Source organism: Pseudomonas corni, from assembly GCF_057128765.1.
In genome coordinates this window covers 137,984-163,927 of sequence record NZ_JBSKHW010000007.1, presented here as the reverse complement: position 1 = coordinate 163,927, position 25,944 = coordinate 137,984, and the positions used below count along the sequence as shown (strand labels likewise).

The window sequence follows — 25,944 nt, the reverse complement described above, 5'->3', positions numbered from 1 at the left end:
GCGTCCCTGCAAAACCCTCAAAGCAACCATTAAATGCCAGAATCCGCTTACTGGATTGTTTTGGAGATCATCATGCTTCGCGCGTTTGAACAATGGCTCGACCCCTTCCCGCCCGATGAGGCACCGCCGCCACCCGATGGGTTGGCTCGGTTTCTGTGGGCCTGCACCCGGGGCGCCCGTGGCTATATTCTCGCGCTGGCGCTGCTCAGTGCAGGTATGTCGATTTATGAAGCGTGGCTGTTTTCTTTCCTTGGACAGGTTGTTGACCTGCTATCGACCTGGCAGGCCGGCGGCGAGGCAGGCCTGCAGGAAACCCGCGTGCTGTGGGGCATCGGCATCGTGCTGCTAACCAGCATCGGGCTGGTGGCGTTGCGCACCATGGTTCAGCACCAGATCCTGGCGATCAACCTGCCATTGAGACTGCGCTGGGATTTCCACCGCCTGATGCTGCGCCAAAGCCTTTCGTTCTTCTCCGACGAGTTTTCCGGCCGTGTCACCACCAAGGTGATGCAGACCGCGTTGTCCGTGCGTGAAGTGCTATTCACCATTATCGAGATCGCACCCGGCATCGGGGTGTATTTCATCGCGATCATCGCACTGGCAGGCGGCTTCGACCTCAAGCTCATGCTGCCTTTCATTGCCTGGGTGGCGTTGTTTGGGCTGGCAATGCTGTACTTCGTGCCCCGCTTGGGCAAAGTCGGCCAGGAACAGGCCAACGCGCGGTCATCGATGACCGGGCGAATCTCGGATGCCTACACCAACATCACCACCGTGAAGCTGTTCTCCCACTCCAAACGTGAGGCCCACTTCGCCCGTGCGGCAATGGAAGACTTCAAACTCACCGGCCTGCGCCAGATGCGTCTGGTCAGCCAATTCGAGATCGTTAACCAGGCACTGGTAGTCGGGTTGATCATGGGTGCTGGAGGCTATGCCCTTTGGCTGTGGCATCAGGGTGAAGTCGGGACCGGTGCCGTGGCGGCGATTACCGCGATGGCGCTGCGCATCAACGGCATGTCGCACTGGATCATGTGGCAAATGACCTCGCTGTTCGAGAACATCGGCACCGTGCAGGACGGCATGGCAACCCTGACCCGTGGCCCCAAGGTTCAAGATGCACCGGAAGCCGGTGTGCTGGTGACTACTGGCGGCGCCGTGACGTTCGACAATGTGAGCTTCAACTACAACGGTGAACGCCAGGTGCTCGACGCCCTGAGCCTGACTATCCGCCCGGGGGAAAAAATCGGCCTGGTGGGCCGTTCCGGAGCTGGGAAATCCACGCTCATCAATCTGCTATTGCGCTTCTATGACGTCGACAAGGGCGAGATTCGCATCGACGGGCAAAACATTGCGCAGGTCACCCAGGACAGTCTGCGCAGTGCCATTGGCATGGTCACTCAGGACACGTCCCTGCTGCACCGCTCCATTCGCGACAACATTGCTTATGGCCGACCCGATGCCACCGACGCGCAAGTCCGTAACGCCGCAGCCAATGCCCAGGCCGATGGTTTCATCAGCCAACTGAGCGACAAGCAAGGACACTCCGGCTACGACACATTGGTCGGTGAGCGCGGTATCAAGCTGTCGGGTGGCCAGCGTCAGCGCGTCGCCATTGCCCGGGTGATGCTCAAGAATGCCCCCATCCTGTTACTCGACGAGGCGACCAGCGCGCTGGACTCGGAAGTCGAAGTCGCCATTCAGGAAAGCCTGGATGAGATGATGCAGGGCAAGACTGTGATTGCCATCGCCCATCGTTTGTCCACGATTGCGGCTATGGACAGGCTGATTGTCATGGATGACGGACGCATCATCGAACAAGGCACTCATAGCGAGTTGCTTGCGAAGAACGGCACCTACGCGCGGCTGTGGCACCACCAAAGCGGCGGGTTTCTGGGTGAGGACCAGGGTGTGGTCGAGGCCGTGGAGTAGAAGCGCTTACACGCCAAAGTTTGGGAAGCAAGCGCACACAATTTGCAACGCCGGTTAACGCAAAGAAGGAAAGAGAATGCAGCACGCTACGTTGAACCGTTTTTATTCTGGACTGCTCGCCCTGTTGCTGCTGTGCATCACCTTGCCAGCTTCAGCCCAGGCCGCGCCTGCTGCCCAAGACAGTAGCGCCAGCAGCGAATCGCCAGAAGTTCAAGCGCCAAGTCTGGATGATCTAAATGAACAGCTCGATCAGATCCGCCAAAAAGTAACCGTCAGCGCCAATGACGACTTGCTGTCAAGCCTGCGCCAGGCTGCGTTGCAGGTGCAAAAACAAGCTGATGATCTGATCGCCCGGCAAGCTGTTGACATCGAACACCTGAACGATCAGCTCAACATTCTCGGGCCGGTGCAACCTGACGAGGCGCAAAGCCTGACCAGCCAGCGAAAAGCGCTGACCGCTCAGAAGAACGCCCTTGTCAGCGATGAGCGCCAGACCAACACCTTAAGCCAGTCGGCCCGGGATCTTGCGACCCAGATTTTCAGTTTGCGCCGCAGTCTCTTCGACTCCCAGATCAGCACCCGCACGGCGAGTCCGCTCAGCTCTGCGTTCTGGTCGACCCTGATTCGTCCGACCGACGATGACCTAGGCCGCCTGAACGGACTGTTGGTCGACGTGCGCAGCCTGTTCAAAAGTGCGCTCGCCGAGGGTAACCGTACGCTGTTCATCAGCGTTGTCTTTGGCGCGTTTTTGATATGGGTCGTGCTCCGACGTGTGCTCGAACGCTTACTGATCTGGGTGATGATCCGTTGGCTGCCAGAGGGTCGCCTGCGTCGCAGCGCCTTGGCGTTGGCGGTCGGGCTCTCGACCGTCCTCACCATTAGCGCTGCTACCTCGTTGCTGCGCTGGGGTGTCGTCAGCAATGCGGTGCTCAGTAACGATGTGGTCAATCTGCTTGATCAGTTGCAGACACTGATCACCTTCTGCGCATTCATTCTTGGCCTGGGCCGAGCGCTGTTGATGCTGCCCCACCCCTCGTGGCGCTTACCAGTGATTCCCGATGAGATTGCCACTGCCATGGGTCGCTTCCCGGCCATATTGGCGCTGGCGCTGATGATCATCGGCACCCAGGAGCGGATCAACAGCGTAATAGCCAGCAGTCTGGCACTGACAGTGGCGGTCAATGGCCTGACGGCGCTGGCGGTTTCGCTGGTGTTCTTCTTTGCCCTGTTGCGCTACCGCCGGACCCGCCGCCGATTCGAGCTGGAGCGTGCGGGCGGCTTCGCAGGATTGATTCCTTTTGTCGTCGCGGTCTGGGTCGGGCTCAGCCTGCTGGCGTTGCTGAGCGGTTACCTGACACTGGCTTATTTTCTGTCGGTGAAACTGCTCTGGATGAGCGTAGTGGCATCGACCGCTTACTTGCTGATCGCATTCTTTGGGGACGTCTGCGAAACCCTTCTGTCCCCCAAACAGCCTGGCGGTATGGCACTGGGTTCGGCGCTGGGTTTGTCCCCCCGGCACCAGGCGCAGGCCAGCACCGTACTGGCAGGCATTGGCCGTACCTTGCTGCTGCTCGCTGCAGTCTTGCTGGCGTTTTTGCCGTCGGGCTCAAGCCCTGGCGAGCTGCTTGAAAGTTTCACCCGCCTGGAGGTCACCAATAAATCCCTGGGCAACCTGAATATTGTCCCTGGCGATATCCTGATGGCATTGGGTTGTCTGGTCATCGGCGTGCTGGCGGTGCGGTCACTCAAGGAGTGGTTTGCCGAGCGCCTGCTGCCCGAGACCAACATGGATGCTGGCATGCAGGCATCGCTGGTGACATTGATCGGTTACATCGGCTTTGTGCTGGTGGTGGCCGTGGTGATGTCCACCCTCCACATCAGTCTGACCAATTTGACCTGGGTAGTCAGTGCCCTGTCGGTGGGGATCGGCTTTGGCCTGCAAGCCATTGTGCAGAATTTCATCTCCGGTCTGATTTTGCTGACCGAGCGCCCGGTCAAGGTGGGTGACTGGGTGAGCCTTGCCGGGGTCGAGGGTGATATTCGCCGGATTAACGTCCGTGCGACCGAAATCCAGATGTCCGACCGCTCCACGGTGATCGTGCCCAACTCGCAGTTCATTACTCAAAACGTGCGTAACGTGACCATGGGCAATGCGCTGGGGGTTGTAGGAATCACCCTCACATTGCCTCTGGAAACAGACGTATTGCGAATCCGCGAACTGCTGTTACAAGCCTTCACCGAGCACGAAGCCGTGCTTGACGCGCCAGCACCCTCGGTGACTTTCAAAGACCTGACCAACACCGGTTTGATCATCAGCGCCAGCGGCTACGTGAACAGCCCACGGTCTGTGGGCGGCGCGCGCAGCGATCTGTTGTTTACCGTGCTGGGGCGTCTGCGAGAGCTGGGCATTGCCCTGTCCGCGCCACAAAGCATGGTGTTGATCAATGAAGGTCTAGAAAAACAGGTTGCGCCGGAGTAAAGCGCGCATGAGGCAGGAATAAGCTTTGCAGCAGGATTTTGTGCCTGCTGCAAAGTTAGACGGGCTTAACGCAGTCAGCGTGCGAACCGGCAGCGGCTGTTCTTCATGCGCCGTCGTATCGATGGCACTGATGTTTACTATCGAAACGCTCGCCTGAAGGGCTGACGAAACCGACACCTATAATCGCCCCGAAATTTCTCCCCGCTCCGCGCGCCTGTCTCCAGGCGAAATTCCCCCCCTTGGAACCCAGTATTATGCCAAGCGCCAGCCAGGCCCCTAGCGGCCTCCCCGAACATTCTCAACAAAGCGTCAAACAACAGTGGTTGGCAATTCTTTCCGTCGCTGTCGGCGCCTTTGCCCTAGTGACCAGTGAGTTCCTCCCGGTGGGCGTACTCAACGATGTCGCCAGCGACCTGGGCATCAGTGCCGGCCACGCCGGTCTTATGGTGACCCTGCCCGGTATCATGGCCGCCCTCGCCGCCCCGCTGCTGTCCGTGGGGATCGGTGCGATGGACCGTCGCTATCTGCTGATCGGCCTGACGCTGATCATGATCATCGCCAACTCGGTCGTGGCCTACGCCAGCGACTTCAACCTGCTGCTGTTCGGTCGCGTGCTGCTGGGGATCAGCATCGGCGGCTTCTGGGCCACTGCCATTGCCCTCAGCGGACGACTGGCCCCAAAAGGAGTCGGCGTAGCTCAGGCCACCTCGATCATCATGGTCGGCGTGACCCTTGCCACCGTGCTGGGCGTGCCCGTTGGCACCTGGCTAAGTGGTTTGATGGGCTGGCGCATGACTTTCCTGGTCACCGCGCTGGTCGGCATACCGGTGCTGTTGGCGCAGATCTTCCTGCTGCCGCGGCTCAATCCGGACAAGGCCATTCGCATCAGTGACCTGCCGGCCTTGTTCATCAACCCACAAGCCCGGGTTGGGTTGATCGCTGTATTGCTGATTGGCCTGGCGCACTTTGCTGCGTACACCTACGTCGCACCCTTCTTCAAGCAGAATGCCGGCTTCGATGGACCGACCATTGGCTCACTGTTGCTGCTCTATGGCGTGGCCGGGGTCATTGGCAATATTTTCGCCGGTTTTGCTGCCAACCGCAGCGTGCGCAACACCCTGTTGCTGGTCGCGCTCATGATCGGCATCAGCACCGCCCTGTTCCCTTACTTCGCCACCGGTATGACGGGCGCGGCAATGCTGATCGCGCTCTGGGGTTTCGCCTTCGGCGCCTTTCCGGCCTGCGCCAGTATCTGGATGTTTGTCGTAGCGCCCAAGGACGTCGAACGCGGCATGCCACTGTTCGTCGCCTTGTTTCAGGTGATCATTGCCTTGGGTTCGTTCTTCGGCGGGCAAATCGTCGACCAACTGGGCAGCTCGGTGCTGTTGAGTCTGGCCACGGCCTTGGTCGGCTGCGGGTTTGTCACGGTGCTGGTGCTTGGGCGTAACGTCAGTAATAACCTGATGGCCCAACCTTGCTAGACAGATCGATCCAGATAAGCCGGTCACGGAGTACCCGACCGGCTTCGCCTGTTCCTCTCCGACAACTGCTATTCGCCTAAGAGCCACATGTCTCTTAACGCACTAGAGACCTGTGCCTGCGATGCTGTTCCAGTCTTAAGACCCAGTAGAAAAAGCTGGCCCCTCAATGTGGTAGACCTTCGGTTCTTCCGAAAGATATTCCTCCAAACCGCTCATGAATATCCGATGGTCTTCACTCTCTTCAAAACCCGGCGTGTGATCCTCCAGTGAAGCCCAGCGCACGATCAGATTGAATTGCTCGGGGTTTTCAATTCCTTTCGCCAGCACGTGGCCGCCATAACCCTTTGCGCGAGCGAGCAACGGAGCGACGTCGGCAAAGGCATCTCTGAACTCATCAATACGTTCTTTGTGAACAGGGAGCGAAGCGATCTCATAGATCATAGTATTTCTCCAGAATGATTTAAACGGTTGAACTGCGCACTGACGAGATGAGGGAAGGCTCGACGGCAATTACGATTTTGCCTTGAACACCGTTGTTGGGACTTTCCAGCCGGGCATGGGCCAGCGCAATGTCGGCAAGCGAATAGACGGCGCCAACATGTGGCCGCAGTTGACCGCGCTCTACCAGAGCGCTCAACTCATCGAGCTTTCCTCGGTTCTGTCTGGTGAAAACGAAGTGATAACTCGCGTTCTTGCCCCAGGCCTGCACAACGTTTTGTGGCTGTGCAATGTCCACAATCGTGACCACGCGGCCAAGTTGCGCGAGGACGTCGGGGCTGCGGGTCAGTGCATTGCCGCCGATGGTATCGAACACAACATCGACTCCCCTGCCGCCCGTTTCCCGCAGGATGGCGTCGACGTAATCCTCCTTTTCGTAGTCAATGACCACGTCGGCCCCTACGCTTCGTGCGAACTCAAAGTTTGCCTCGCGCACGGTCGTGTAGACCTTGGCACCGATGGCCTTCGCCAGTTGGATCGCCACGTGACCGACTCCCCCTGCGCCGCCATGTATGAGGATGCTTTCCCCCACTCTGAGTGCTGCACGCACGACCAGTGCTTCCCACGCTGTCCCGCCAACCAGAGTCAGACTTGCCGCCTCAAGGTGACTCAGGGACGACGGCTTCTTGCCAATGATGCTTTCGTCAGCAACGTGGTATTCGGCATAACTGCCCGGGCCGTCGAATATTTGCGGGGTGTACCAGACTTCGTCTCCCGGTGCGAAGGCCGTCACCCCCGGGCCAACCTCTTCAACAACGCCTGATACATCGTGTCCGGTAATGGCCGGCAGTTGCACCAGATCAGGATAGTCGCCACGTCGAACCTGATAATCCAGTGGGTTGATGGAGGTCGCGTACACCCGGACCAGGACTTGTCCCGCATGCGGCACCGGCTTGGGCACGTCGCAGAGTTCGAACGATTCCGGGCCGCCAAATGAGTTAAGCATCATCGCTTTCATGGTGAATCCTCGTATCGATAAAAGGGGATATCGAGATATATCGATATGCTTGGGTAAAAAATTTAGAGATCTTTCCCTATGATCTCGGCAAGCGCACTGATGGTTGCTTCATTGCGCTTGTAGTAGGTCCACTGACCTATGCGCCGGACTTCGACCAGGCCCACTCGATGCAGCGTGGCAAGATAACCAGACACCGTTGACTGCGACAGTCCGATACCTTCTTGGATACAGCTGACGCAGACTCCCACCGTGAGAACGTCTCCTTCATCCTGGGGAGGAAAGTTCTTCACGGGGTCCTTCAGGCCTTTCAGGATTTCAAGGCGTGTAGGGTTCGAGAGGGCTTTGAATATTTCGAGTAATTCCATGAGCGGAGAATATCGAGATTTACCGATATGTCAATGCGAGATTCGAATGCAGGGGGTCATTCACTTACCAAAAAGATTGAACCGCCCTTAAACGCTTTCGCCTAATGATCAGCCTGTGGATATTCCCGCAGGCCATGTGCCAATACCGGCACTCTCCGAGAGGTGGTTAACGTGGCTAAAGACGACAAAAAAAGCAAAGGCGAAGCTTCGAAGGCCAGCAAAGACTTGAAAGACAAGAAGTCATCACCGGAAAAGAAATCTGCAGCGGCCTCCGCTCTTTCGAAATCTTCCGATAAGAAAGACAAGAAGAAAGAGGCTGAGCCAAAGAAATCCGCTAAAAAGGCTGATAGCAAGCCAGAAAAGGCTAAAAAATCAGAGAAGGCAGAAAAGCCTGCAAAAAAGAAAAAGTGACATCCGCTATCCGCTAGGGCGTTACGCCCTAGCTTCTCCCGTTTTGTCGGGTCCCTTGGTTGTCAGCTCCGCCCTCAAACAAGGCAGTTGAGACAATACCAATGCAGGGCTCAGTCTGGCGTTATGCATCTGGCGAGACCTGCGGTCCACGCGGCGATCATCTTTTCCCCTATCGCATCGAACTCTGGATGGGTGACGCGATACTCCGAAAGCTCTGCCATCCCCTGTTTCATTCCTGCGCCCACTTTCGCGAGCAATTCATTGCATCGAGCCTCGGTCAGATTGCAGGCGCTGCGTGCGAACTGGACTAGCATTTTGCGCTTTGGCCAAGCCTTTGAACCCCCGAGGAGCAGCCCCATGATGTCGTTGCCGTTGTAAACGGTAGTCGTCACGATGTCATAAGCAGGCGCAAGCCAGATTTGCGCATCCTCGGCACAGCTTTCATAGAGCAGGCCGAAATTCTTGAGATGGCCATCACCATTTTGTACGCCGGCGCAGAGCGCTACCATCGTGAAGAAATCTTCCAGTGCCTTGGTTACTCGTCCAGGTGTGACGTATGACTTGATCAGCTTGGCGCACCCCTGATAGCTGCCGTCATACTTGCGTGCCGTTCCCCACCCGGACAGAACGCACATGTCCTCAAAGCCAAGGTAGGCAGCAGCACCGATGTCGAACCGTTTCACCACCAATAATTTGCCCTGCTGGCCAAGCTGGATCTCAGGCACTTCCAGCCCGGAATGAAGCGCCGCGCGCATGCAGAAATACTCGTTGGCCGCCAGTTGAGGAAAGTCCGAGTCGCTGAACGTCTTCACCAGATGCGTGGCCCCACGGTGGGTGAGACGGCCCATATCGGGCTCTTTATTATCAGCGTCGCGCACCAGTACCTTGGGTTGCACGCCGGACACTCCCGAGTAGGCCGCGTACGTTTTCATAAGGTCATCGAACAGGCCTTTCGCGCCGTCGTGAAACAGGAGGTCAGAGAGCTTGATCTCAGGCAACTTCGCGTCATCAGCCTGGTGGGTGATGCTGATTCGACCCAATTGATGGGGCCCGACAATGCCCAACAAAGCAAAATCATCAAAGCCACGCACCGACTTGCTGAAACGCCGCACGAGTTCTTCTTTGAGCGGGCCTTCGGGAATATGCATCTCGAACAACGGATGAATTCCGTACTCCCAGTTGTAGCTCTCCAGACGCACGGGCATGGTTAAGGAGATCGCGTTTTCTTCAGACACTGCCTCGTTGTACGAAAACACAGAATCGCGCTGTTTCTCTTCGCTGCGACCCAGGGTTCCGGCCGCTACGCCGCCAACGCCGATATACAGTCGATCACCGGTTTTACTCATGTATGTTTCCCGCTTTCAGCTCGTCGAGAGTTTTACGCCGACGTGTGGGTGTCGCAGTAAGCTCGTATCCCAATCCCTCAAGGATCGCTGCGACCTTGCGAATCCCCACTTCTGCAATGGTGTTGTTCTCGATTCCCGAGATAGTTGCGCGACTCATGCCGTGCCGCTCTGCAAGTCTGGCCTGAGAAAGACCAGCGGACTTACGCAGATTTTTGATAAGTAGCCCGAGCTCATGCATCGAAATTGCATCCTATAGGGTGCATTTATGGGAAATAAGCAATTTGTGCATCGTATTTAATGCGCCGGGATTTGAACAGCTCTATTTTGGGGAGGCTGGATTTGACAATACCGTCACCCACCTCCCCCTTCGCCACCCACCCACTCCCGCACTGCCTGAACAAACAGACGCAACGCCGTCGGCGGATGCCGGTTCGCCGGGTAATACAGGCAAAGACCTGAATAGTTGGGGCTCCACTGCGGCAGCAATTGCACAAGGCGGCCCGCTGTCAGGTGGTCGGCGATGACGGAGTCAGGCACCCACGCCACGCCGATCCCTGCCAGCGCGGCGTCGACCATCAGATTAATGTTATCGAGCGTCAGATGACCGTCTACATCCAGGCTGGCGCTCTGCTCACCAAAGCTGAAGTCCCAGCGAAATATTGCGCCACTGGTGAAACGAAAGCGGATACAGCGGTGGTCTTTCAAGTCCTGCGGCACTTGAGGTGCGGGATGCTGCGCCAGGTAAGCGGGCGATGCGACCGCCGCGAAACGAAGGTCTTGGCCGAATCGCACAGCGATCATGTCTCGGGGTACGTCATCGAGCAGGCGTATGCCGGCATCGAAGCCATCGCCCACGATGTCCTGCAACTTGCTGTCGACCACGAACTCGATGTGGATGTTCGGATAGCGCGCGGTGAAGTCCGGCAGCACATGGCGGATCAACGGACGAAGCGAGGCTTCTGAAGCACTGATGCGAATTGACCCGGATGGCGCGGTGCGCGAGGAGGTCACTTCATTGATGACGTTGGCAAGGTCTGTGATCAAGGGCCGCACGCCATTGAGCAACTGCTCGCCCGCCTCGGTCAGGGCAACTGACCGGGTGGTGCGGTTGAACAGACGCATTTCCAGGCGCGCCTCCAGATTTCGCATCGAGTGGCTCAGCGCCGAAGGAGAAACTCCAAGAATGCGCGCCGCGGCGCTGAAGCTACGTTGCTCGGCAATCGCGATGAAGAACGTAAGTTCAGGTAAATCTGCACGCATCATTTGTGAAAAACCCTCAATAGCTCATGAACCGGACTCTATATTGTTGAGTTAGCTACAGCAATATAGGGTGATCCCAGACTTTATTGAAAAAGAAAACCTCGCGAACAACTTCGCTCCTAAAGGGATCGCGGCGGCTCGGCGCGTTGCCTGTAGGAGCCAACGTGTTAGCGAGGAAGAGATGCGAACAAATTTTTGAGAGATTCGATTATGAAAAACACCCAAAACGTCACGGTCGTCATCGGTGCGGGCTCGATCGGTCAGGCGATTGCGCGCAGGGTCAGTGCCGGCAAACACGTGGTGCTTGCCGATTTGCGTCAAGAGAATGCTGAAGCAGCGGCCAAAGTGCTGGCTGATGCAGGTTTTGAAATCACCACCACTGTTGTCGATGTTTCTTCCCGGGAATCGGTGCAGGCACTCGTCAAACTGTCCACCGATCTAGGAGAAATCACCGGCGTGATCCATGCGGCAGGTGTCTCCCCTTCCCAGGCACCGGTTGCCACCATCTTGCGTGTCGATCTATATGGCACCGCGCTGGTGCTGGAAGAGTTCGGCAAGGTCATTGCCAAAGGTGGCTCCGGTATCGTCATCGCCTCCCAGTCCGGACATCGATTGCCCGCGTTAACGCCTGAGCAAAACAAGGCGCTGGCGACCACGCCCGTTGAAGAACTGCTCGCACTGCCGATGCTGCAGGACGATCAGGTGACCGACCCCTTGCACGCCTACCAGATCTCCAAGCGCTGTAACTCGCTGCGAGTCATGGCGCAAGCAGTGCGTTGGGGCAGACGCGGGGCGCGGGTCAATACCATCAGCCCCGGCATCATTTACACGCCCCTGGCCCGCGACGAATTGAACGGACCGCGCGGTGCAGGCTATCGGCGCATGCTCGAGCTCAGCCCTGCCGGTCGTGGCGGCACACCGGATGAGGTTGGCGCGGTAGGCGCGTTGCTCATGGGACCGGAAGGTACGTTCATCACTGGCAGCGATTTCTTAATGGATGGCGGCGTGACCGCGTCCTACTGGTACGGCGAGCTCGCACCTGAGTAACCGCAGTGACCCTTTGACGAGTTAAACGCAGCAGCCCGGACACATCTTGAAATATATCGCTGCAGTCCGGTAATCAACCGGTTTTGATGGGCCGCCAGGCGGGGCGGCGCGTCCGTGGATTAATGAACCAGGCTCATAAGGTTATGGCCGCCAGTAGCAAAAACATTTCGCATTCAAGCGGGTCACTCTTTGTGACGCGTACTGGCACGGCGCTATAGCGCCATTGCATCTACGAACACATCTGGCTTTCAAGACCAGTGCCACCGAACCGTAGGAAGCTCCCCATGAACGACCGTGACCTGATGCCGATCACTCGCCGCAAATTCCTGATCGTGGGGGGCGTCACTGCAACGGCTGTGGCACTCCCCCCTTTTATCTGTGCGCAGGCCTCAGCGGCCAACACGCACCGCTCCATCTGCTCGAAGGTTTCACTGTCCGTCAACGGCTCGCAACAGGATCTCCTCCTTGATTGCCGCACAACCCTGCTCGATGCGCTGCGCGAGCATCTGCTGCTGACCGGCACCAAGAAAGGCTGCGACCACGGTCAATGCGGCGCCTGCACGGTGATTGTCGATGGTCGGCGGGTGAACTCCTGCCTGACCCTGGCCGTCATGCACCAGGACGCTGAAATCACCACCATTGAAGGACTCGGCACTCCCGACAGGCTGCACCCGATGCAAGCGGCGTTCATCAAGCACGATGGCTATCAGTGCGGCTATTGCACCCCGGGGCAAATCTGCTCGGCGGTCGCCGTGCTGGACGAAATACGCGATGGCATTCCCAGTCATGTCAGCGAAAGCCTGACCGATCAGCCGCAACTGATTGCGCGGGAATTCCAGGAGCGCATGAGCGGCAATATCTGCCGCTGCGGCGCTTACTCCAACATCATTGAAGCGATTACCGAAGTGGCGGAGGTGCGCGCATGAGACCTTTCAATTATCTGCGTGCCGAGTCGCCCGCCCATGCCGCTTCCCAGGCCGCGACGGTTGACGGCGCAAGGTTCATCGCCGGCGGAACTAACCTGCTGGACCTGATGAAACTTGACATCGAAACCCCGCTGCACCTTATCGACGTCAGCGGCCTGGGGCTGGACAAGATCGAAACTACGTCACAGGGCGGCCTGAAAATCGGGGCGCTGGTGCGCAATACCGATCTGGCGGCGGACTCGCTTGTGCGTCGGGACTACGGATTGCTCTCCCGTGCCCTGCTGGCGGGTGCCTCCGGCCAACTGCGCAATATGGCGACCACTGCTGGCAACTTGCTACAGCGCACCCGCTGCGCCTATTTTTACGACACCAACCAAAGCTGCAACAAGCGCAAGCCAGGCAGCGGGTGTGCGGCGATAGGCGGTGTCAGTCGTCAGCTAGGGATCATCGGCGTAAGCGATGCCTGCATCGCGACCCACCCCAGTGACATGGCCGTCGCCATGCGCGTGCTGGATGCGCAGATCGAAACCATAAAACCCGACGGCAGCGTACGCGTCATCCCTATAGCCGACTTTCATAGACTGCCGGGCAATACGCCGAACATTGAAACGGCCCTGGGCGCAGGTGAGTTGATCACCGCCGTGACCTTGCCCGCGCCGCTGGGCGGCACGCACATTTATCAGAAAGTTCGCGACCGGGCGTCCTACGCGTTTGCGCTGATATCAGTGGCGGCGGTGATTCAATCCGATGGTAGCGGGCGTGTGGCGCTCGGTGGTGTGGCGCACAAACCATGGCGCGTCGAAGTTGCCGAATCCTTGATGCCACAGGGCGCCAAAGTGGTGACCGAGCGTTTGCTGGCAGGCGCCACACCGACCCATGACAACGCATTCAAAATCACGCTGGTCGAGCGCACGCTCGCATCGGTCATGGCGCAAGCGAGGGTTCAAGCATGAAGTTCGACACGCCTGCAGGCACCAACCCCATTGACCAGCAAAAAGTGATCGGCAAGCCTTTTGATCGGATCGACGGCCCGCTGAAAACCACGGGCCTTGCGCCTTACGCCTATGAGCATCACCACGCAGTGCCGAATCAGGCCTATGGCTTTGTGGTGGGCGCCGCCATTGCAAAGGGGCGCATTGCGTCGATAAGCCTGGCCGACGCCAAAGCCGCGCCAGGCGTGATCGCCATTGTTACCGCCGCCAATGCCGGCAAACTGGGCAAGGGCAAATACAACACCGCCAAACTGTTGGCCGGACCGGACATCGATCATTACCATCAGGCCGTCGCTTTGGTGGTGGCCGAAACATTTGAGCAGGCACGGGCGGCGGCGCAGTTGATCAGCATCGCGTATACGCGGACCGAAGGCGCTTTCGACCTGGCCAAAGCGCAGGGCTCCGGTGTGGAGTCCAGATCCGACATGCCCGATTTGCAGCATGGTGACTTTGCCAGTGCGTATGCGACAGCGCCGGTGCAACTTGACGCCACCTACAGCACGCCAGATCAGTCCCACGCGATGATGGAGCCCTTCTCCTCGATGGCTGCCTGGGAAGGCAATCGCCTGACGCTGTGGACCTCCAATCAGATGATCGATTGGGCGGTCACGGACGTCGCCACAACGCTGGGCATACCCAAGCAGAATGTGCGATTGATCTCGCCCTATATCGGCGGCGGCTTCGGCGGCAAGCTGTTCGTGCGCTCGGACGCGCTGCTTGCGGCATTGGGCGCGCGCATGGCCGGCAGACCAGTAAAGGTGGCCCTCGCCCGCCCATTGATGATCAATAACTCAACCCACCGCCCCGCAACCATTCAGCGCCTGCGCATTGGCACTGATCGCGACGGCAAAATCAGCGCCATCGCCCATGAAGGCTCGTCGGGCAATCTGCCGGAGGGCAAAGTCGAACGGGCAGTAATGCCGACCAAATTGCTGTACGCGGCAGAAAACCGGCTCACCGCGATGCGCCTGTGTACCCTCGACTTGCCCGAGGGTAATGCGATGCGCGCGCCCGGCGAAACCCCGGGGCTGATGGCGCTGGAAATCGCCATGGATGAAATGGCCGTGAAGCTGAACATGGACCCGGTGCAATTTCGCATCATCAACGACACTCAGGTCGACCCGACCAACCCGGCACGGCCATTTTCCAAGCGCCAACTGGTGGAGTGCCTGCGCACCGGTGCCCAGCAGTTCGGCTGGGACAAACGTCATGCGACGCCAGGCACGCAGCGCGACGGTCGCTGGTTGATCGGCATGGGCGTGGGCGTGGCTTTTCGCAACAATAACCTCGTCAAGTCAGGGGCCCGGGTTCGGCTCAATGATCAGGGCATCGTCACGGTGGAAACCGACATGACCGACATCGGCACTGGCAGCTACACCATCATCGGCCAGACTGCGGCTGAAATGATGGGCGTGACCCTGGACAAAGTGGTTGTGCGGCTGGGCGATTCTTCCTTTCCGGTATCAGCAGGTTCCGGCGGGCAATTCGGCGCCAACTGCTCGACGGCCGGGGTCTACGCAGCCTGCGTCAAACTGCGTGAAGCTGTCACTCAACGGCTAGGGATGAGCGCAGAGGATGTGGCGTTCAGCGATGGTGAGGTGCGTTCTGGCGGCAAAAGCGTGCCGTTGCGCAACGCTGCACAAGCTGGAGAATTGGTCGCCGAAGACACCATTGAGTTCGAGCAGCTGAGCAAGAAATATCAGCAGTCCACTTTCGGCGCGCATTTTGTCGAAGTCGCGGTGGACAGCGCCACCGGCGAAACCCGCGTGCGGCGCATGCTGGCGGTGTGCGCTGCCGGACGCATCCTCAACCCCAAATCGGCTCGCAGTCAGGTGATCGGCGCGATGACCATGGGCGTCGGCGCAGCATTGATGGAGGAGCTGGCCGTGGACAAACGGCTCGGCTTTTTCGTCAATCATGACCTGGCCGGATACGAAGTGCCGGTGCATGCCGACATCCCCCATCAAGAGGTGATCTTTCTTGATGAAACCGATCCGATGTCTTCACCCATGAAGGCCAAAGGCGTGGGCGAGCTGGGTCTGTGCGGGGTCAGTGCCGCCATCGCCAACGCCATTTTCAACGCTACTGGCGCGCGTCTGCGCGACTACCCCATGACCCTCGACAAAATTCTGCACGCGCTGCCGCCGATGGCTTGAAAAGCCAATGGCCCGAATCAATATCGATTCGGGCCATATGGGATTCGCAGGCGTTTTGAGTTACCACCACTGCCGGGAAAAACTATAGCGGTTGTGCGTACTGCTCATCGCTGACTTTTTCCATCCACTCAACCACATTGCCGTCCAGTACCTCGGCAATCGCGATGTGCGTCATTGCCGTGGTGGCTGTCGCCCCGTGCCAGTGTTTGACGTTCGGGGGTATCCAGACAGTGTCGCCGGGCTTGATCGAACGCGCTGGCTGACCCAACTCCTGCACAAGTCCTGAGCCTGCCGTGACGATCAATGTCTGGCCCAGAGGATGGGTGTGCCAGGCCGTTCTGGCACCAGGTTCGAACGTAACGGTTGCGCCGCTGACCCGAGCATCTTCGGTGCCTTTGAACGGCGCATCGACGCGCACGGTGCCGGTGAAATAATCGGCCGGTCCCTTGGCCGATGGTTGTGATCCATTGGTGTTGATGACGAGCATGGACTTCTCCTCTGCGGGTAAATCAAAAGCCAGCAATGAGAGTGAAAGCGCGGTGATAGCGAGGCTTTTCATGAAGGTCTCAATTGGGACGTGGTGTTCACATTTAAGGAGCGGCTGAATCCATGACAGCGCGAAACAAGTGTTAAACCCCATCACCTAATCAGCACAAAACCGTATATGAAATTCAAAGATACCAGCTACGCATTGCATTGATTAGCCGATATTATCCTCAAATACTTATGCAGAGCGCTCATCAATGCTTCGCCAAAACGCCAGTGATTTGCTCGCTTTCCTTGCGGTCGCAAGGGAGCGAAGTTTCACCAAAGCTGCCGCCAAGCTTGGGGTATCCCAATCCGCGCTGAGCCACACCATCCGTGGTCTGGAGGCGCGATTGGGTTTACGCCTTTTGACCCGGACCACACGCAGCGTGTCGCCTACCGAGGCCGGCGAAAGGCTGATAAACAAAGTGGGTCCTCATTTCGAGGAAATAGAAATCGAACTCGCAGGTTTGAGCGACCTTCGCGACACTCCCACCGGCAGCATTCGCATCAGCGCTACCGATTACTCGCTGGACTTCATCATCCGCCCCCGGCTCAATCAATTTCTGCCCCGGTACCCGGATATCTCGGTCGAGGTCTGCTGCGACTACAGCTTCGTCGACATCGCGGCACACGGATTCGATGCAGGCGTGCGGCTGGGTGAGGACGTCGCGGAAGGCATGATCGCCACCCGGATCGGTCCGGACATGCGCATGTCGGTGGTGGGTTCTCCTGAGTATTTCGCCAACCGTGGGCTGCCGGAAACCCCTCGGGACCTCACCGATCATCGCTGTAACAACCTGCGGTTACCCACTAACGGCGGACTCTACGCTTGGGAATTCGCCAAGAACGGCGAAAGCATCAAAGCCCGCGTCACAGGCCAAGTGACTTACAACGGCGTTTATCCATTGCGCCAGGCGGCCTTGGACGGGTTCGGCTTGAGCTACATTCCCCATGACGTCGTCGAACCCTTCATTGCTGCCGGCCAGTTGATTCATGTACTGGAAGACTGGTCCCCGCTGTTCGCCGGATTCCACCTCTACTACCCCAGCCGCCGCCAGGCATCTCCTGCGTTTGCGTTGCTGGTTGATGCGTTGCGTTTGCGCTGCTGATCGGTGAGCTGCGTTTCAGAGTGTGATGGCCGGATGCAAACCCCGTGGAGCGGACCTGTCCGCGAAGACGACGGTACATTCAACACAGCGGCAACGACTTATGCCGAGCTGCATCACCGCTTCTGCCGAAGGCGTAGGAGTTCGGCTTGCCGACGATTGGCCGCGCAGCGGTCATAAAACCTCAAGCCGCAGTCTGTCTGACCCACCTCGCGCTCAGGTTTTACTGCCGGTGCCCGGCAGATCGCCTGCAAGCAAGGCTCCTACGCCTTCGGCAGAATCAAAAACCTGGTCGCCTTTTCATGATCAATCTGCTGCGCAGGCTTATTAGCGAGTAGCGCAGCTCGCCGATTTTCCGCGTTGCCGTTGGGGCGAAAAACCTGAACGACTCGGCGGCGATGTCCTCTCTACTACCTGCATTCTCTTTCCGACTGAAAAGGCATCCCTGTGATCCAGATCAACAGTTACACCACCGTCAAACGTCGCGAGCGAGTCCCCCATGAGATTTTCGCCACCTACTGGCGCGATGTGCACGGCCCCCTTTGCTCCCGTCTGCCCGGCCTCGGTCTTTATATCCAGCATCATTTTTCCCGCACTCAAGATGCACATCTATGGCCGCTGCCCGAGGGCGTAAAGGAGATTGCGGACTATGAACTCGATGGCGGCGTAGAGATCGGCTTCAGTTCCGCCCGTCAGCAAAAGCAGTTTCAGGATGCCTGCTCGATACTGTTCAGCGATGAGCAAAACATGTTCGAAGCAACCCTGGCTTATGACCTGCCCGAGGGCTCGGTGACGCTAGTCAATCGCTTGAAGGACGAACTGCACAACGGCCCGGATCGCTACGACCGTATCCATGTGCACTTCAGTCCTCGCAACAGCCTTGAGCAGCTTCATGACTACCTGCTCAATGAACTGGGCGAAGTATTGGCCGGTGCAGACGATGTCCTGAAGCTAACCCTGCATCTGAATCAGCCGTTCAATAACGATGGGATGCACCCGCCTGCTCCCCATGTCGAGCACCATGCCAACCCGGTTCGGGAAGAGCTGGCGATGATGGAAATCGCTTTTGAATCGCCGCTTACCCGCCGCCGCTTCTTCGACAGCCCGGCATTTCAATCGACGCTCGCAGGGCAAGGCAAACATATCGCGCAGGTCAAGGCCTTTGCGGTGTCGGGGCTTTATACCTACGTGCGCGATGACCAGATCACCACCGCAGGACTGCGTGGCAGCAGAGCCGCCGAGCTGATCGACTACCTAGGGGCGGTCAATCAACGCAGCCCCGAAGTGGAGCACCTGCTGTTCACGGGTACGTTGAAGGCTGAGTGAAGCGGGAAACGTTATGGCCCCGGCAGTTATAACCGACGCAACCAAAGATAGGCGCTGCGGCGCCATGTTGATTCGCGCTTTAGCTCACCCTGATAACCACTTTGCCAAAGGGACCACGGGCCAGGTGTTCATAGGCTTCGCGCGCCTGTTCAAACGGGTAGACATGATCGATCACCGGGCGGATCTGGTGGGTGTTGAGGAACTCGTTCATGCGGTCGAACGAAGAGCGCGGCGCGACGGCGATGCCACGGATCGTGGTTTGACGGAAGATCATCGGCATCAGGTTCAGGGTGGTGCTTTGACCGGTCAGGAACCCGATTTGGGCGATACGGCCACCCACCTTGGTCGCCATGACCGAATCATTGACTCCGTCGCCCCCCGCCACATCCAGTAGCAGATCCACGCCTTTGCCATCCGTAAGTTTCATGACTTCTGCCGCCCAGTCCGGGGTCTTGCGATAGTTGATGCCCGCCATCGCCCCGAGTTTGATAACCGCGTCCAGGTTTTCGTCGCGGCTGGATGTCACGATGACTTTCGCACCCAGCGCCATCGCGATTTGCGCGGCGAAGATCGATACACCTCCGGTGCCCTGTACCAGCACGATCTGGCCAGCTTCAATCTGACCGTAGTCCACCAGCGAATACCAGGCTGTCAATGCCGCGATCGGCAGGGTTGAAGCCTGCTCGTCAGTCATGTTGTCCGGCGCACGCACAGCGCTGTCCTGGTGAATGATCATGAACTCGGCCAGCCCCCCCGGCAGTGGCGAGCCAAAACAGTAGTCGGGTTCATCGTGGGACGGCATGCCGTCTAGCCAGCGGGAATAGAGGTGTGAGTTGACGCGATCGCCTACTTTGAACCGGCTAACGCTCTCTCCCACTGCCACCACCGTACCGGCTGCATCGCTGACCGGGATCAGAGGCTTGGGCACCATGTGCGGCTCGTAAATGCCGTCGACGATGGCTTTGTCCCGGAAGTTGAGGGACACCGCACCAACCTTGACCAACAGCTCGCCGGCCTTCGGCGTTGGGGTTTGGGTCTCACCCAGATGCAGGTTGTCGAGTCCGAAATCATTCAGAAGCCAGGCTTTCATGTTCTTCTCCAATCGAGTGACGCCAGGCGGCCGGGACGACCACCTGTGTGCTGAGCGGCATTGTTTCGCGCTCGGGCTCACTGGATAAATGCCGGGGGATGTACAGGATTGTTATTCTTTCGGATAACAATCACCCTTCATCTTTTCCCGGAGACACCGTATGGAGCTTTTGCAGGCAATGCAGGTGTTCGCAAGGCTCGCCGAACTTGGCAGCTTCACCAAAGTGGCTGAGGCCACTGAGTCAGGCCGTCCGTACATCACCCGATCCATTCAGGAGCTTGAAGCTTCCTTGGGAGTGCGCCTGTTTCATCGCACCACGCGCAAGGTCCGGCTGACAGCCGAGGGTGAGCAATTTTATGAGCGAGTCAAAAGTATCCTCGCGGAAATCGCGGACACCACGGCTATGTTTGACCGCAGCGGCGTCACCCTCCAGGGGCGTCTGCGAGTAGACATTCCTACGGCATTTTCCCAGCGCAGCTTCATCGAGAGTCTGCGCTCGTTCACAGCAGTGTTTCCTGACATCGAGCTGGTTGTGGGGGTTACCGACAGGACTGTCGATCTTGTGGCAGAGGGTGTTGACTGCGTGTTGCGAATTGGCGAGCTGCCGGATTCGAGTATGGTCGCCCGTCAGATCGGAACAGTGGAGATGGTCACTTGCGCGGCGCCGCGGTATTTGAAGGAATGGGGAGAGCCCGAGGCATTGAGCGACTTGATCAACCATCGGGGCGTGAATTTCCTCTCCGGACAAAGCAACCGGCACCTGCCGTGGTATTTCCGGGATGACGATGAAGATCAGGCCCATCCCAGCCGCGGTTCGATCACCGTCAACGAATCCAATGCCTATGTGCATTGCGGTGTGGCCGGTTTCGGCATCATCCAGGCGCCCGGCATCACGGTCGACGCCTTCCTGGCCAGCGGCGAACTGGTTGAGGTGCTGCAGCCCTTCCGTCCGACCCAGCGCAAGGTCTCAGTGCTGTATCCCAGCAGAACCCATCTTGCGCCCCAAGTGAACGCGTTCGCGGACTGGCTGCGAGAGCATTTCCCGCAGTTACACCCGAGATGGTTCAAAGCTGATTGATCGTTAATAGGCGGCAAGCAGGCCACGTGTCTACGTCCTACGGTCAGCATCAATAGCGCTGGAAGTTTCGTCCGGCAAATCGGTGACGGCCTTCAACGCCTCAAGCTCGTCACGCAGGGCGTGCATCTGTCGATTCGTCTCACTGTTCTGAGCGTCAGCCTGAATGACAGCGCTGCTCAAGCGTTTGGCTTCATCGCGCAATGCGACGACTTGCTCGCGCAGCATCTCCTTGGCGCCATCGGCCTTGGCTACTGCGGTTTTCATTGCATTGAGCTCGCCATTCAGGCGCTCGATGACGTCATCGCGGGTGGTTACAGCTTTTGCCGACTGCCGGGCTTCGCTGAGCAAGCGCTCGTTGTCACGGTTCAGGCGGGTGAGTTCGTCCTGCTTGATGATCTGTATCTGCTGCAGTTGGCGCAACTCGACCTGTACCTGTTGCAGCTGGCCTTCGTGGCGCGCTTGTTCCTGCTCGCGCTGCTCCTTGATCGCGTTGCGATAGTGTTCAAGGGCGTCACGAGCATGCAGGTGTTTTTCTTCCAGCGAGCGGATCTGCTCGTCCTTTTCCTGCACGCGCACCTCTAGATCCGCGCAGTTCTGGCTCAGACGAGCGTTACGAGTGATCTCGGCCTGAAGACTGGTGTGGGTGGTCTGCAGTTCTGACGCCTGGCCTTCGATTGTGACCTTCTGAATTTCGTACTGCCGTTGCAAAGAGGCCAGTTCGGACTGGGTATCTTCCAGCACTGATTCCAGCTGGGCGCGCTGCTCATCGAAAGCAATCTGTGCCTGTCTCGTCGCCTCAGAGCCCTCCTCCACCAGCCGTGCCAACAGGCCCGCAATCAGCTGCGACAGCTCATCACTGAGCCGATCCCGCGCCCCGTCCGGACGAGGGTCAACCGCCTCAATCTCCTTTAGATACCGGTGAATAGTGGTTTTGGAGCCGGTATTCCCAAGCTCTACGCGCACTGCATCAATGCTTGGGTTTTCTCCACGAGCCAATAGCGCCTCGCGGGCTTTTTGAACGATGACCTTGTTAATTCCGCCGCGCGCCATGTCGTGTCTCCTACGATTTCGTACCGTTATACGTACTACGTACAATCATACTAAATGTGTCCGGTAAAAATGACTAAATGTTTCTTTTGCTCTGATAAGATAATTGAACGTTATCGCATGTGATCGACAGAAAACGTCCATAGCGGCGCTGGAAAAGTACGATTCGGAGGGAATGGGGTGATTAACAAGGCTGAACGGTATTTGCAGGCCGGTACGCGGGAAAACACGCGCAAGAGCTACCGGGCGGCGGTCGAGCACTTTGAGGTGATCTGGGGCGGGTTTCTGCCGGCCACCGGCGACAGCATCGTGCGCTACCTGGCGCAGTACGCCGACCAGCACGCGATCAGCACGTTGAAACAGCGGCTGGCTGCGCTGGCTCAGTGGCATATCACTCAGGGTTTTCCCGACCCCACCAAAACGCCCACGGTGCGGCAGATGATCAAGGGTATTCGCGCCGTTCACCCTGCCCGGGAGAAACAAGCCGAGCCATTGCTGTTACGCCACCTGGAACAAGCAGTGGGATGGCTGGAGCGCGAGGCCGGATTGGCAGCCGAGCGTGGCGATCACCCATGCGTCATGAGGCATCGCCGCGACATCGCGCTGGTGTTGATCGGCTTCTGGCGCGGGTTTCGGGGCGATGAGCTGGCGCGGCTGGAGGTGGAGAACATCCAGGCTGAATCCGCTGTGGGGATCAGTTTTTATCTGCCCCATACAAAAGGTGATCGACAAAATGTCGGTACCACTTTCCGCACGCCAGCACTGAACACGCTGTGCCCGGTCGATGCTTACATCAACTGGATAACAGTGGCCGGTATCGCCCGCGGGCCGGTATTCAGGCGTCTTGATCGGTGGGGCAATCTGGCGGAAGAAGGCATCAATCAAAACAGCCTGATCCCTATGCTGCGGCGGATCTTTGCGCAGGCCGGTGTTCCAGCCGAGCTGTACAGCAGCCATTCGTTGCGCAGAGGGTTTGCCACCTGGGCCTCGGCCAACGGCTGGGACATCAAATCGCTGATGAGCTACGTCGGCTGGAAAGATGTGAAATCAGCAGTGCGCTATGTCGACGCCGTCACCCCGTTCGGAACACTGGCGCGGCCACAACAATTACCGCAGCCGCCGCGCGCCGTTATCGGCAACGAACAGACTTAAACTGCTACACCACTGTCGGAGTTTCCGCGCCGTCCATAGTGATGGTCGTGCCAGTGAGGTAGCTGGCTTTGTCCGACGCCAGAAACATCACCAGATTGGCAACCTCTTCGGGCTTGGCCATGCGCCCCATGGGGATTTTTTCGACGCTGCGTTTTACCGCTGCTTCAATTGAAATGCCTGAATGCTGCGCGTCCGCCGCCATACCTTCAGCCACGCGCCCGGTTTCGGTCAGGCCCGGATTGATGCCCACCACCCTCACCCCTGACGCAGCGTAGGCATTGCCCAGCCCTGCCGTAGCGAGCATCAACGCAGCATTGGCCGAACCGCCGGCGAGATGGATAGGCTTTGCCACTTTGCCACCCGCGCCGATGATATTGACGATCACGCCCTGACCCCGCGCCGCCATGAGCTTGACCACAGGATCGACAACATTGATCGTCGAAAAGAACTTGGCATCCATCGCTGCGCGCCAGAAAGCCGGTGTAAGGTCCTCGGGCGGGGAACGTTTCGCTGCACCCGCCGAACTGACCAGCACCGCAATGGGGCCGACCTCCTGCTCCACTCGCTGAACCAATGCTGCAGCGGCCGCAGCATCTGACACATCCGCAGCAAACCCCACAGCGCCCGGCAATTCAGCCAGCGCGCTGTCGATATTGGCCTGTGACCGCGAGCTGATCACCACCCGAGCTCCTTCTGCGGCGAAATGCTGAGCGCACGCCAGGCCGATGCCCTTGGACCCGCCCGTGACCAACACAACCTTTGCGTCGAAGCTCTTCATGAAGAATCCCTTTGATTGAGGAATGACTGATCGGCAGCCACCTTACGCCATCGCGCCCCTGCTTGTTTAGGGGTGCTTCGACGCTGCGTACGGTGTGCTGCGCGAGTTCAGTCGCAGAATCTTCAAAACTTCCGGGCTTTTGGCCGCGTGTGTATGATCGGCCCCATCCGGCGCCGCCCATCGCGCCGAGCCGCTCGTACTCCAGGAGGAACAATGTCTTCGATCTCGCACGACACCACCCCACCCAGCGTTACTTTTGACTCACCCATCCCGATCCTGCGCATGTTCGACGAGGCCAAAGCCCGCGAGTTCTATCTGGACTTCCTGGGTTTCAGCGTCGAGTTCGAGCACCGTTTCGAGTCCGATCTGCCGCTGTATCTGGGGATTAGCCGCAACGGTCTGCAGCTGCATCTTTCCGAGCATCACGGCGACGCAACACCCGGTTCCGCGGTGTTCATCCCGACCCACAACATCGAGCAACTGAGAGACGAATTGCTCGCCAAACGCTATGGCTATGGTCGGCCGGACATCGTCGAGCAAGGATGGGGCAAGGTGCTGGAAGTCTGCGATCCGTTTGGCAACCGAATCCGTTTCTGCCAAAGCTGACCGGTTTGACGTACTCCGGCGAGGGCCTGGGCCATGAGTTGGAAGGATCATCTGGCACGAAGGCTGCTATGCCGAGGTGACGATTGAGGCGTGACGGATTACAGGCGCAGCACGGAGTCGATGACACGCTGTGAAAATAGTCGCCACCCCTTACAATCGCGCCCTTTTTTTGTTGCTCAGAAGGCTCGTCAGAATATGGCGCTCGATCCTCCCACTCTTTTAATTCTCAGCATCGCCCATGCCGCGGCCGCCGCGCTGTATCTGGCGGTCGAGTGGCGCAGCGTCCGGGAGCCTTCGCTGCTGTTCTGGAGCGCCGGGTTTGCGACCATCACCCTCGGCTCGACGCTGGCACTGCTGCGCGCAAGCGGGTTTTTGCTGATCGGTATCTGGTTCGCCAATGGCTTGCTGATCACTGCGCACTGGCTGTTCCTGGCGGGCGTTGCCCGCTTCACCCAGACGCGACTTTCCCCAGCCTGGTATCTGGTCTTCGTGGCCTGGCTGGCCATGTTGTTACTGCCGGACGAGGCGTCGTGGTCCAAGGTCATGCTACTGGTCAATTCGCTGCTGGTGGCGATCTTGACGCTGCGTGCCAGTTTGCTTCTGCGTCCACATGGCAAGTCCTTGAGTGTGGGTGCCGGGCAGTTGCGTTATGTGCTGCTGGTTCACGGAGTGTTCTATGTGGCCAAGGCGATTACCGCGCTAATCTCCGGAACGCTGATCGATCTGGCGGCGTTTCGTGGCGTAATCATTCAGATTTCTCTGGTGGAAGGCGCAATGGCGATCATGCTCATCGCGCTGTCGATGACCGGCACCGAGCGCTATCGGCGTGAGAAGCAGATCGCGCGACTGGCCGAACGCGATCCGCTGACAGCCCTCTACAACCGCCGCGCCCTTGAAATGCGCGCACCGCGCTTGCTGAACAACGTCTCAACAGAGCGGCCTGGTGCCCTGCTGCTGATCGACATCGATAATTTCAAATTGGTCAACGACTCGTACGGCCATACCGCCGGCGATCGCTTGCTGGTCGCGATGAGCGAAATGGTCCGTGCCGTGCTGCCCCAAGGAGCACTGGCCGCGCGATTGGGCGGCGACGAGTTCATCATTCTGCTTAATCATGCATCCAGCGATCGGGTCGATGCGCTGGGCAGCGCGCTATGTGAGCGGTTTCACCTCTACGCCGCACAGACTTTCGCCACATCCAGGGAAGTGACACTGAGCATTGGTGCCACTTTGTTCGACCAGCCCCCCGCCAGTCTGACGGCGTTGGTGGAGACGGGCGACGCAGCGCTTTACGAATCCAAGCGGGGCGGACGCAACCGTATCAGCCTGGTGGACCGCACGGGCCTTAATGCCGAGTCGCTTCACACGCCTTGATCCACCGCTGCTTT

The 25,944-nt window shown here is 58.5% G+C and carries 24 protein-coding genes; 14 read left to right on the top strand and 10 right to left on the bottom strand.

Annotated features, from left to right (window positions below; translation table 11 throughout):
• Window positions 1-72 precede the first annotated feature (72 nt).
• The 3 genes from ACWKV9_RS13195 (at window position 73) to ACWKV9_RS13185 (ending at window position 5,886) form a co-directional block, all read left to right on the top strand.
• Complete coding sequence (locus ACWKV9_RS13195; RefSeq protein ID WP_483836556.1) at window positions 73-1,926, top strand: ABC transporter ATP-binding protein; 1,854 nt, start codon at window positions 73-75, stop codon at window positions 1,924-1,926.
• Between the two features lie 76 nt (window positions 1,927-2,002).
• The gene (locus ACWKV9_RS13190; RefSeq protein ID WP_483836555.1) at window positions 2,003-4,405 is read left to right on the top strand and encodes a DUF3772 domain-containing protein; all 2,403 of its coding nucleotides are present in this window, start codon (window positions 2,003-2,005) and stop codon (window positions 4,403-4,405) included.
• A 254-nt stretch (window positions 4,406-4,659) separates the two neighbouring features.
• Window positions 4,660-5,886 carry an MFS transporter gene (locus ACWKV9_RS13185; protein WP_483836554.1) on the top strand — a complete coding sequence of 409 codons (1,227 nt, stop codon included), beginning with the start codon at window positions 4,660-4,662 and terminating at the stop codon, window positions 5,884-5,886.
• Between the two features lie 135 nt (window positions 5,887-6,021).
• Here the strand turns inward: ACWKV9_RS13185 and ACWKV9_RS13180 are convergent, their stop codons facing one another.
• The 3 genes from ACWKV9_RS13180 to ACWKV9_RS13170 all read right to left on the bottom strand — a co-directional run bounded on the left by ACWKV9_RS13180 (window position 6,022) and on the right by ACWKV9_RS13170 (window position 7,707).
• Window positions 6,022-6,327 (bottom strand): antibiotic biosynthesis monooxygenase family protein, encoded by a 306-nt coding sequence (locus tag ACWKV9_RS13180; RefSeq protein ID WP_483836553.1) that lies wholly within the window; start codon window positions 6,325-6,327, stop codon window positions 6,022-6,024.
• 19 nt (window positions 6,328-6,346) lie between these two features.
• Window positions 6,347-7,342, bottom strand: coding sequence for a zinc-dependent alcohol dehydrogenase family protein (locus tag ACWKV9_RS13175; protein ID WP_483836552.1), 996 nt, complete (start codon window positions 7,340-7,342; stop codon window positions 6,347-6,349).
• A 62-nt stretch (window positions 7,343-7,404) separates the two neighbouring features.
• Window positions 7,405-7,707: an ArsR/SmtB family transcription factor gene (locus ACWKV9_RS13170; protein ID WP_483836551.1), complete on the bottom strand. Its 303-nt coding sequence runs from the start codon at window positions 7,705-7,707 to the stop codon at window positions 7,405-7,407.
• Window positions 7,708-7,869: 162 nt separating this feature from the next.
• On the opposite strand from ACWKV9_RS13170, the gene ACWKV9_RS13165 reads away from it, so the two are divergent.
• Window positions 7,870-8,118, top strand: coding sequence for a hypothetical protein (locus ACWKV9_RS13165; RefSeq protein ID WP_483836550.1), 249 nt, complete (start codon window positions 7,870-7,872; stop codon window positions 8,116-8,118).
• A 110-nt stretch (window positions 8,119-8,228) separates the two neighbouring features.
• On the opposite strand, the gene ACWKV9_RS13160 is transcribed toward ACWKV9_RS13165, so the two are convergent.
• The 3 genes from ACWKV9_RS13160 to ACWKV9_RS13150 form a co-directional block, all read right to left on the bottom strand.
• A complete protein-coding gene (locus ACWKV9_RS13160; protein ID WP_483836549.1) occupies window positions 8,229-9,464 on the bottom strand; it encodes a type II toxin-antitoxin system HipA family toxin in 1,236 nt (411 codons plus the stop codon).
• On the bottom strand, window positions 9,457-9,702 hold the full coding sequence (locus tag ACWKV9_RS13155) for a helix-turn-helix domain-containing protein (RefSeq protein ID WP_483836548.1): 246 nt from the start codon (window positions 9,700-9,702) through the stop codon (window positions 9,457-9,459). Before ACWKV9_RS13155 ends, ACWKV9_RS13160 begins: the two co-directional genes overlap by 8 nt.
• Before the next feature lie 113 nt (window positions 9,703-9,815).
• Complete coding sequence (locus ACWKV9_RS13150; RefSeq protein WP_483836547.1) at window positions 9,816-10,727, bottom strand: LysR family transcriptional regulator; 912 nt, start codon at window positions 10,725-10,727, stop codon at window positions 9,816-9,818.
• A gap of 207 nt (window positions 10,728-10,934) precedes the next feature.
• Between ACWKV9_RS13150 and ACWKV9_RS13145 the strand changes: the two genes are divergently transcribed.
• The 4 genes from ACWKV9_RS13145 (at window position 10,935) to paoC (ending at window position 15,845) form a co-directional block, all read left to right on the top strand.
• Window positions 10,935-11,771 (top strand): SDR family oxidoreductase, encoded by an 837-nt coding sequence (locus tag ACWKV9_RS13145; protein WP_483836546.1) that lies wholly within the window; start codon window positions 10,935-10,937, stop codon window positions 11,769-11,771.
• Between the two features lie 284 nt (window positions 11,772-12,055).
• A complete protein-coding gene (gene paoA / locus ACWKV9_RS13140) occupies window positions 12,056-12,697 on the top strand; it encodes an aldehyde dehydrogenase iron-sulfur subunit PaoA (protein ID WP_483836545.1) in 642 nt (213 codons plus the stop codon).
• Complete coding sequence (locus ACWKV9_RS13135) at window positions 12,694-13,650, top strand: FAD binding domain-containing protein (RefSeq protein WP_483836544.1); 957 nt, start codon at window positions 12,694-12,696, stop codon at window positions 13,648-13,650. The genes paoA and ACWKV9_RS13135 overlap by 4 nt, the downstream gene beginning before the upstream one ends.
• A complete protein-coding gene (gene paoC / locus ACWKV9_RS13130) occupies window positions 13,647-15,845 on the top strand; it encodes an aldehyde oxidoreductase molybdenum-binding subunit PaoC (protein ID WP_483836543.1) in 2,199 nt (732 codons plus the stop codon). Before ACWKV9_RS13135 ends, paoC begins: the two co-directional genes overlap by 4 nt.
• A gap of 82 nt (window positions 15,846-15,927) precedes the next feature.
• Here the strand turns inward: paoC and ACWKV9_RS13125 are convergent, their stop codons facing one another.
• The gene (locus tag ACWKV9_RS13125; RefSeq protein WP_483836648.1) at window positions 15,928-16,332 is read right to left on the bottom strand and encodes a (R)-mandelonitrile lyase; all 405 of its coding nucleotides are present in this window, start codon (window positions 16,330-16,332) and stop codon (window positions 15,928-15,930) included.
• A gap of 256 nt (window positions 16,333-16,588) precedes the next feature.
• On the opposite strand from ACWKV9_RS13125, the gene ACWKV9_RS13120 reads away from it, so the two are divergent.
• Both ACWKV9_RS13120 and ACWKV9_RS13115 read left to right on the top strand, forming a co-directional pair.
• Entirely contained in the window at window positions 16,589-17,482 is an 894-nt protein-coding gene (locus ACWKV9_RS13120; RefSeq protein ID WP_483836542.1) for a LysR family transcriptional regulator, read from the top strand.
• A 444-nt stretch (window positions 17,483-17,926) separates the two neighbouring features.
• Window positions 17,927-18,805: a hypothetical protein gene (locus tag ACWKV9_RS13115; RefSeq protein ID WP_483836541.1), complete on the top strand. Its 879-nt coding sequence runs from the start codon at window positions 17,927-17,929 to the stop codon at window positions 18,803-18,805.
• Window positions 18,806-18,884: 79 nt separating this feature from the next.
• Here ACWKV9_RS13115 and ACWKV9_RS13110 read toward each other — a convergent pair whose 3' ends face one another.
• Window positions 18,885-19,895, bottom strand: coding sequence for a zinc-dependent alcohol dehydrogenase family protein (locus ACWKV9_RS13110; RefSeq protein WP_483836540.1), 1,011 nt, complete (start codon window positions 19,893-19,895; stop codon window positions 18,885-18,887).
• Window positions 19,896-20,073: 178 nt separating this feature from the next.
• Between ACWKV9_RS13110 and ACWKV9_RS13105 the strand changes: the two genes are divergently transcribed.
• Window positions 20,074-20,973: a LysR family transcriptional regulator gene (locus tag ACWKV9_RS13105; RefSeq protein ID WP_483836647.1), complete on the top strand. Its 900-nt coding sequence runs from the start codon at window positions 20,074-20,076 to the stop codon at window positions 20,971-20,973.
• A 30-nt stretch (window positions 20,974-21,003) separates the two neighbouring features.
• Here the strand turns inward: ACWKV9_RS13105 and ACWKV9_RS13100 are convergent, their stop codons facing one another.
• Window positions 21,004-22,023 (bottom strand): DNA-binding protein, encoded by a 1,020-nt coding sequence (locus tag ACWKV9_RS13100; RefSeq protein ID WP_483836539.1) that lies wholly within the window; start codon window positions 22,021-22,023, stop codon window positions 21,004-21,006.
• A 177-nt stretch (window positions 22,024-22,200) separates the two neighbouring features.
• Between ACWKV9_RS13100 and ACWKV9_RS13095 the strand changes: the two genes are divergently transcribed.
• Window positions 22,201-23,172: a site-specific integrase gene (locus tag ACWKV9_RS13095; protein ID WP_483836538.1), complete on the top strand. Its 972-nt coding sequence runs from the start codon at window positions 22,201-22,203 to the stop codon at window positions 23,170-23,172.
• A gap of 4 nt (window positions 23,173-23,176) precedes the next feature.
• Here ACWKV9_RS13095 and ACWKV9_RS13090 read toward each other — a convergent pair whose 3' ends face one another.
• The gene (locus tag ACWKV9_RS13090; RefSeq protein ID WP_483836537.1) at window positions 23,177-23,950 is read right to left on the bottom strand and encodes an SDR family oxidoreductase; all 774 of its coding nucleotides are present in this window, start codon (window positions 23,948-23,950) and stop codon (window positions 23,177-23,179) included.
• Between the two features lie 213 nt (window positions 23,951-24,163).
• Here ACWKV9_RS13090 and ACWKV9_RS13085 point away from each other — a divergent pair, with 213 nt between their 5' ends.
• Both ACWKV9_RS13085 and ACWKV9_RS13080 read left to right on the top strand, forming a co-directional pair.
• The gene (locus ACWKV9_RS13085; RefSeq protein ID WP_483836536.1) at window positions 24,164-24,556 is read left to right on the top strand and encodes a glyoxalase superfamily protein; all 393 of its coding nucleotides are present in this window, start codon (window positions 24,164-24,166) and stop codon (window positions 24,554-24,556) included.
• Window positions 24,557-24,751: 195 nt separating this feature from the next.
• Window positions 24,752-25,930: a GGDEF domain-containing protein gene (locus ACWKV9_RS13080; protein ID WP_483836535.1), complete on the top strand. Its 1,179-nt coding sequence runs from the start codon at window positions 24,752-24,754 to the stop codon at window positions 25,928-25,930.
• The last annotated feature ends 14 nt before the right edge of the window (window positions 25,931-25,944 follow it).

Excerpts from the sequence above, each read along its gene's own strand:
- ACWKV9_RS13105 (WP_483836647.1), top strand. The coding sequence starts at position 20,074 with ATGCAGGTGTTCGCAAGGCTCGCCGAACTTGGCAGCTTCACCAAAGTG.
- ACWKV9_RS13110 (WP_483836540.1), bottom strand. The coding sequence starts at position 19,895 with ATGAAAGCCTGGCTTCTGAATGATTTCGGACTCGACAACCTGCATCTG.
- ACWKV9_RS13180 (WP_483836553.1), bottom strand. The coding sequence starts at position 6,327 with ATGATCTATGAGATCGCTTCGCTCCCTGTTCACAAAGAACGTATTGAT.
- ACWKV9_RS13090 (WP_483836537.1), bottom strand. The coding sequence starts at position 23,950 with ATGAAGAGCTTCGACGCAAAGGTTGTGTTGGTCACGGGCGGGTCCAAG.
- ACWKV9_RS13125 (WP_483836648.1), bottom strand. The coding sequence starts at position 16,332 with ATGCTCGTCATCAACACCAATGGATCACAACCATCGGCCAAGGGACCG.
- ACWKV9_RS13100 (WP_483836539.1), bottom strand. The coding sequence starts at position 22,023 with ATGGCGCGCGGCGGAATTAACAAGGTCATCGTTCAAAAAGCCCGCGAG.
- ACWKV9_RS13080 (WP_483836535.1), top strand. The coding sequence starts at position 24,752 with ATGGCGCTCGATCCTCCCACTCTTTTAATTCTCAGCATCGCCCATGCC.
- paoA (WP_483836545.1), top strand. The coding sequence starts at position 12,056 with ATGAACGACCGTGACCTGATGCCGATCACTCGCCGCAAATTCCTGATC.
- ACWKV9_RS13175 (WP_483836552.1), bottom strand. The coding sequence starts at position 7,342 with ATGAAAGCGATGATGCTTAACTCATTTGGCGGCCCGGAATCGTTCGAA.
- ACWKV9_RS13185 (WP_483836554.1), top strand. The coding sequence starts at position 4,660 with ATGCCAAGCGCCAGCCAGGCCCCTAGCGGCCTCCCCGAACATTCTCAA.
- ACWKV9_RS13120 (WP_483836542.1), top strand. The coding sequence starts at position 16,589 with ATGCTTCGCCAAAACGCCAGTGATTTGCTCGCTTTCCTTGCGGTCGCA.
- ACWKV9_RS13195 (WP_483836556.1), top strand. The coding sequence starts at position 73 with ATGCTTCGCGCGTTTGAACAATGGCTCGACCCCTTCCCGCCCGATGAG.
- ACWKV9_RS13150 (WP_483836547.1), bottom strand. The coding sequence starts at position 10,727 with ATGATGCGTGCAGATTTACCTGAACTTACGTTCTTCATCGCGATTGCC.
- paoC (WP_483836543.1), top strand. The coding sequence starts at position 13,647 with ATGAAGTTCGACACGCCTGCAGGCACCAACCCCATTGACCAGCAAAAA.
- ACWKV9_RS13085 (WP_483836536.1), top strand. The coding sequence starts at position 24,164 with ATGTCTTCGATCTCGCACGACACCACCCCACCCAGCGTTACTTTTGAC.
- ACWKV9_RS13190 (WP_483836555.1), top strand. The coding sequence starts at position 2,003 with ATGCAGCACGCTACGTTGAACCGTTTTTATTCTGGACTGCTCGCCCTG.
- ACWKV9_RS13135 (WP_483836544.1), top strand. The coding sequence starts at position 12,694 with ATGAGACCTTTCAATTATCTGCGTGCCGAGTCGCCCGCCCATGCCGCT.
- ACWKV9_RS13145 (WP_483836546.1), top strand. The coding sequence starts at position 10,935 with ATGAAAAACACCCAAAACGTCACGGTCGTCATCGGTGCGGGCTCGATC.
- ACWKV9_RS13155 (WP_483836548.1), bottom strand. The coding sequence starts at position 9,702 with ATGCATGAGCTCGGGCTACTTATCAAAAATCTGCGTAAGTCCGCTGGT.
- ACWKV9_RS13170 (WP_483836551.1), bottom strand. The coding sequence starts at position 7,707 with ATGGAATTACTCGAAATATTCAAAGCCCTCTCGAACCCTACACGCCTT.
- ACWKV9_RS13160 (WP_483836549.1), bottom strand. The coding sequence starts at position 9,464 with ATGAGTAAAACCGGTGATCGACTGTATATCGGCGTTGGCGGCGTAGCG.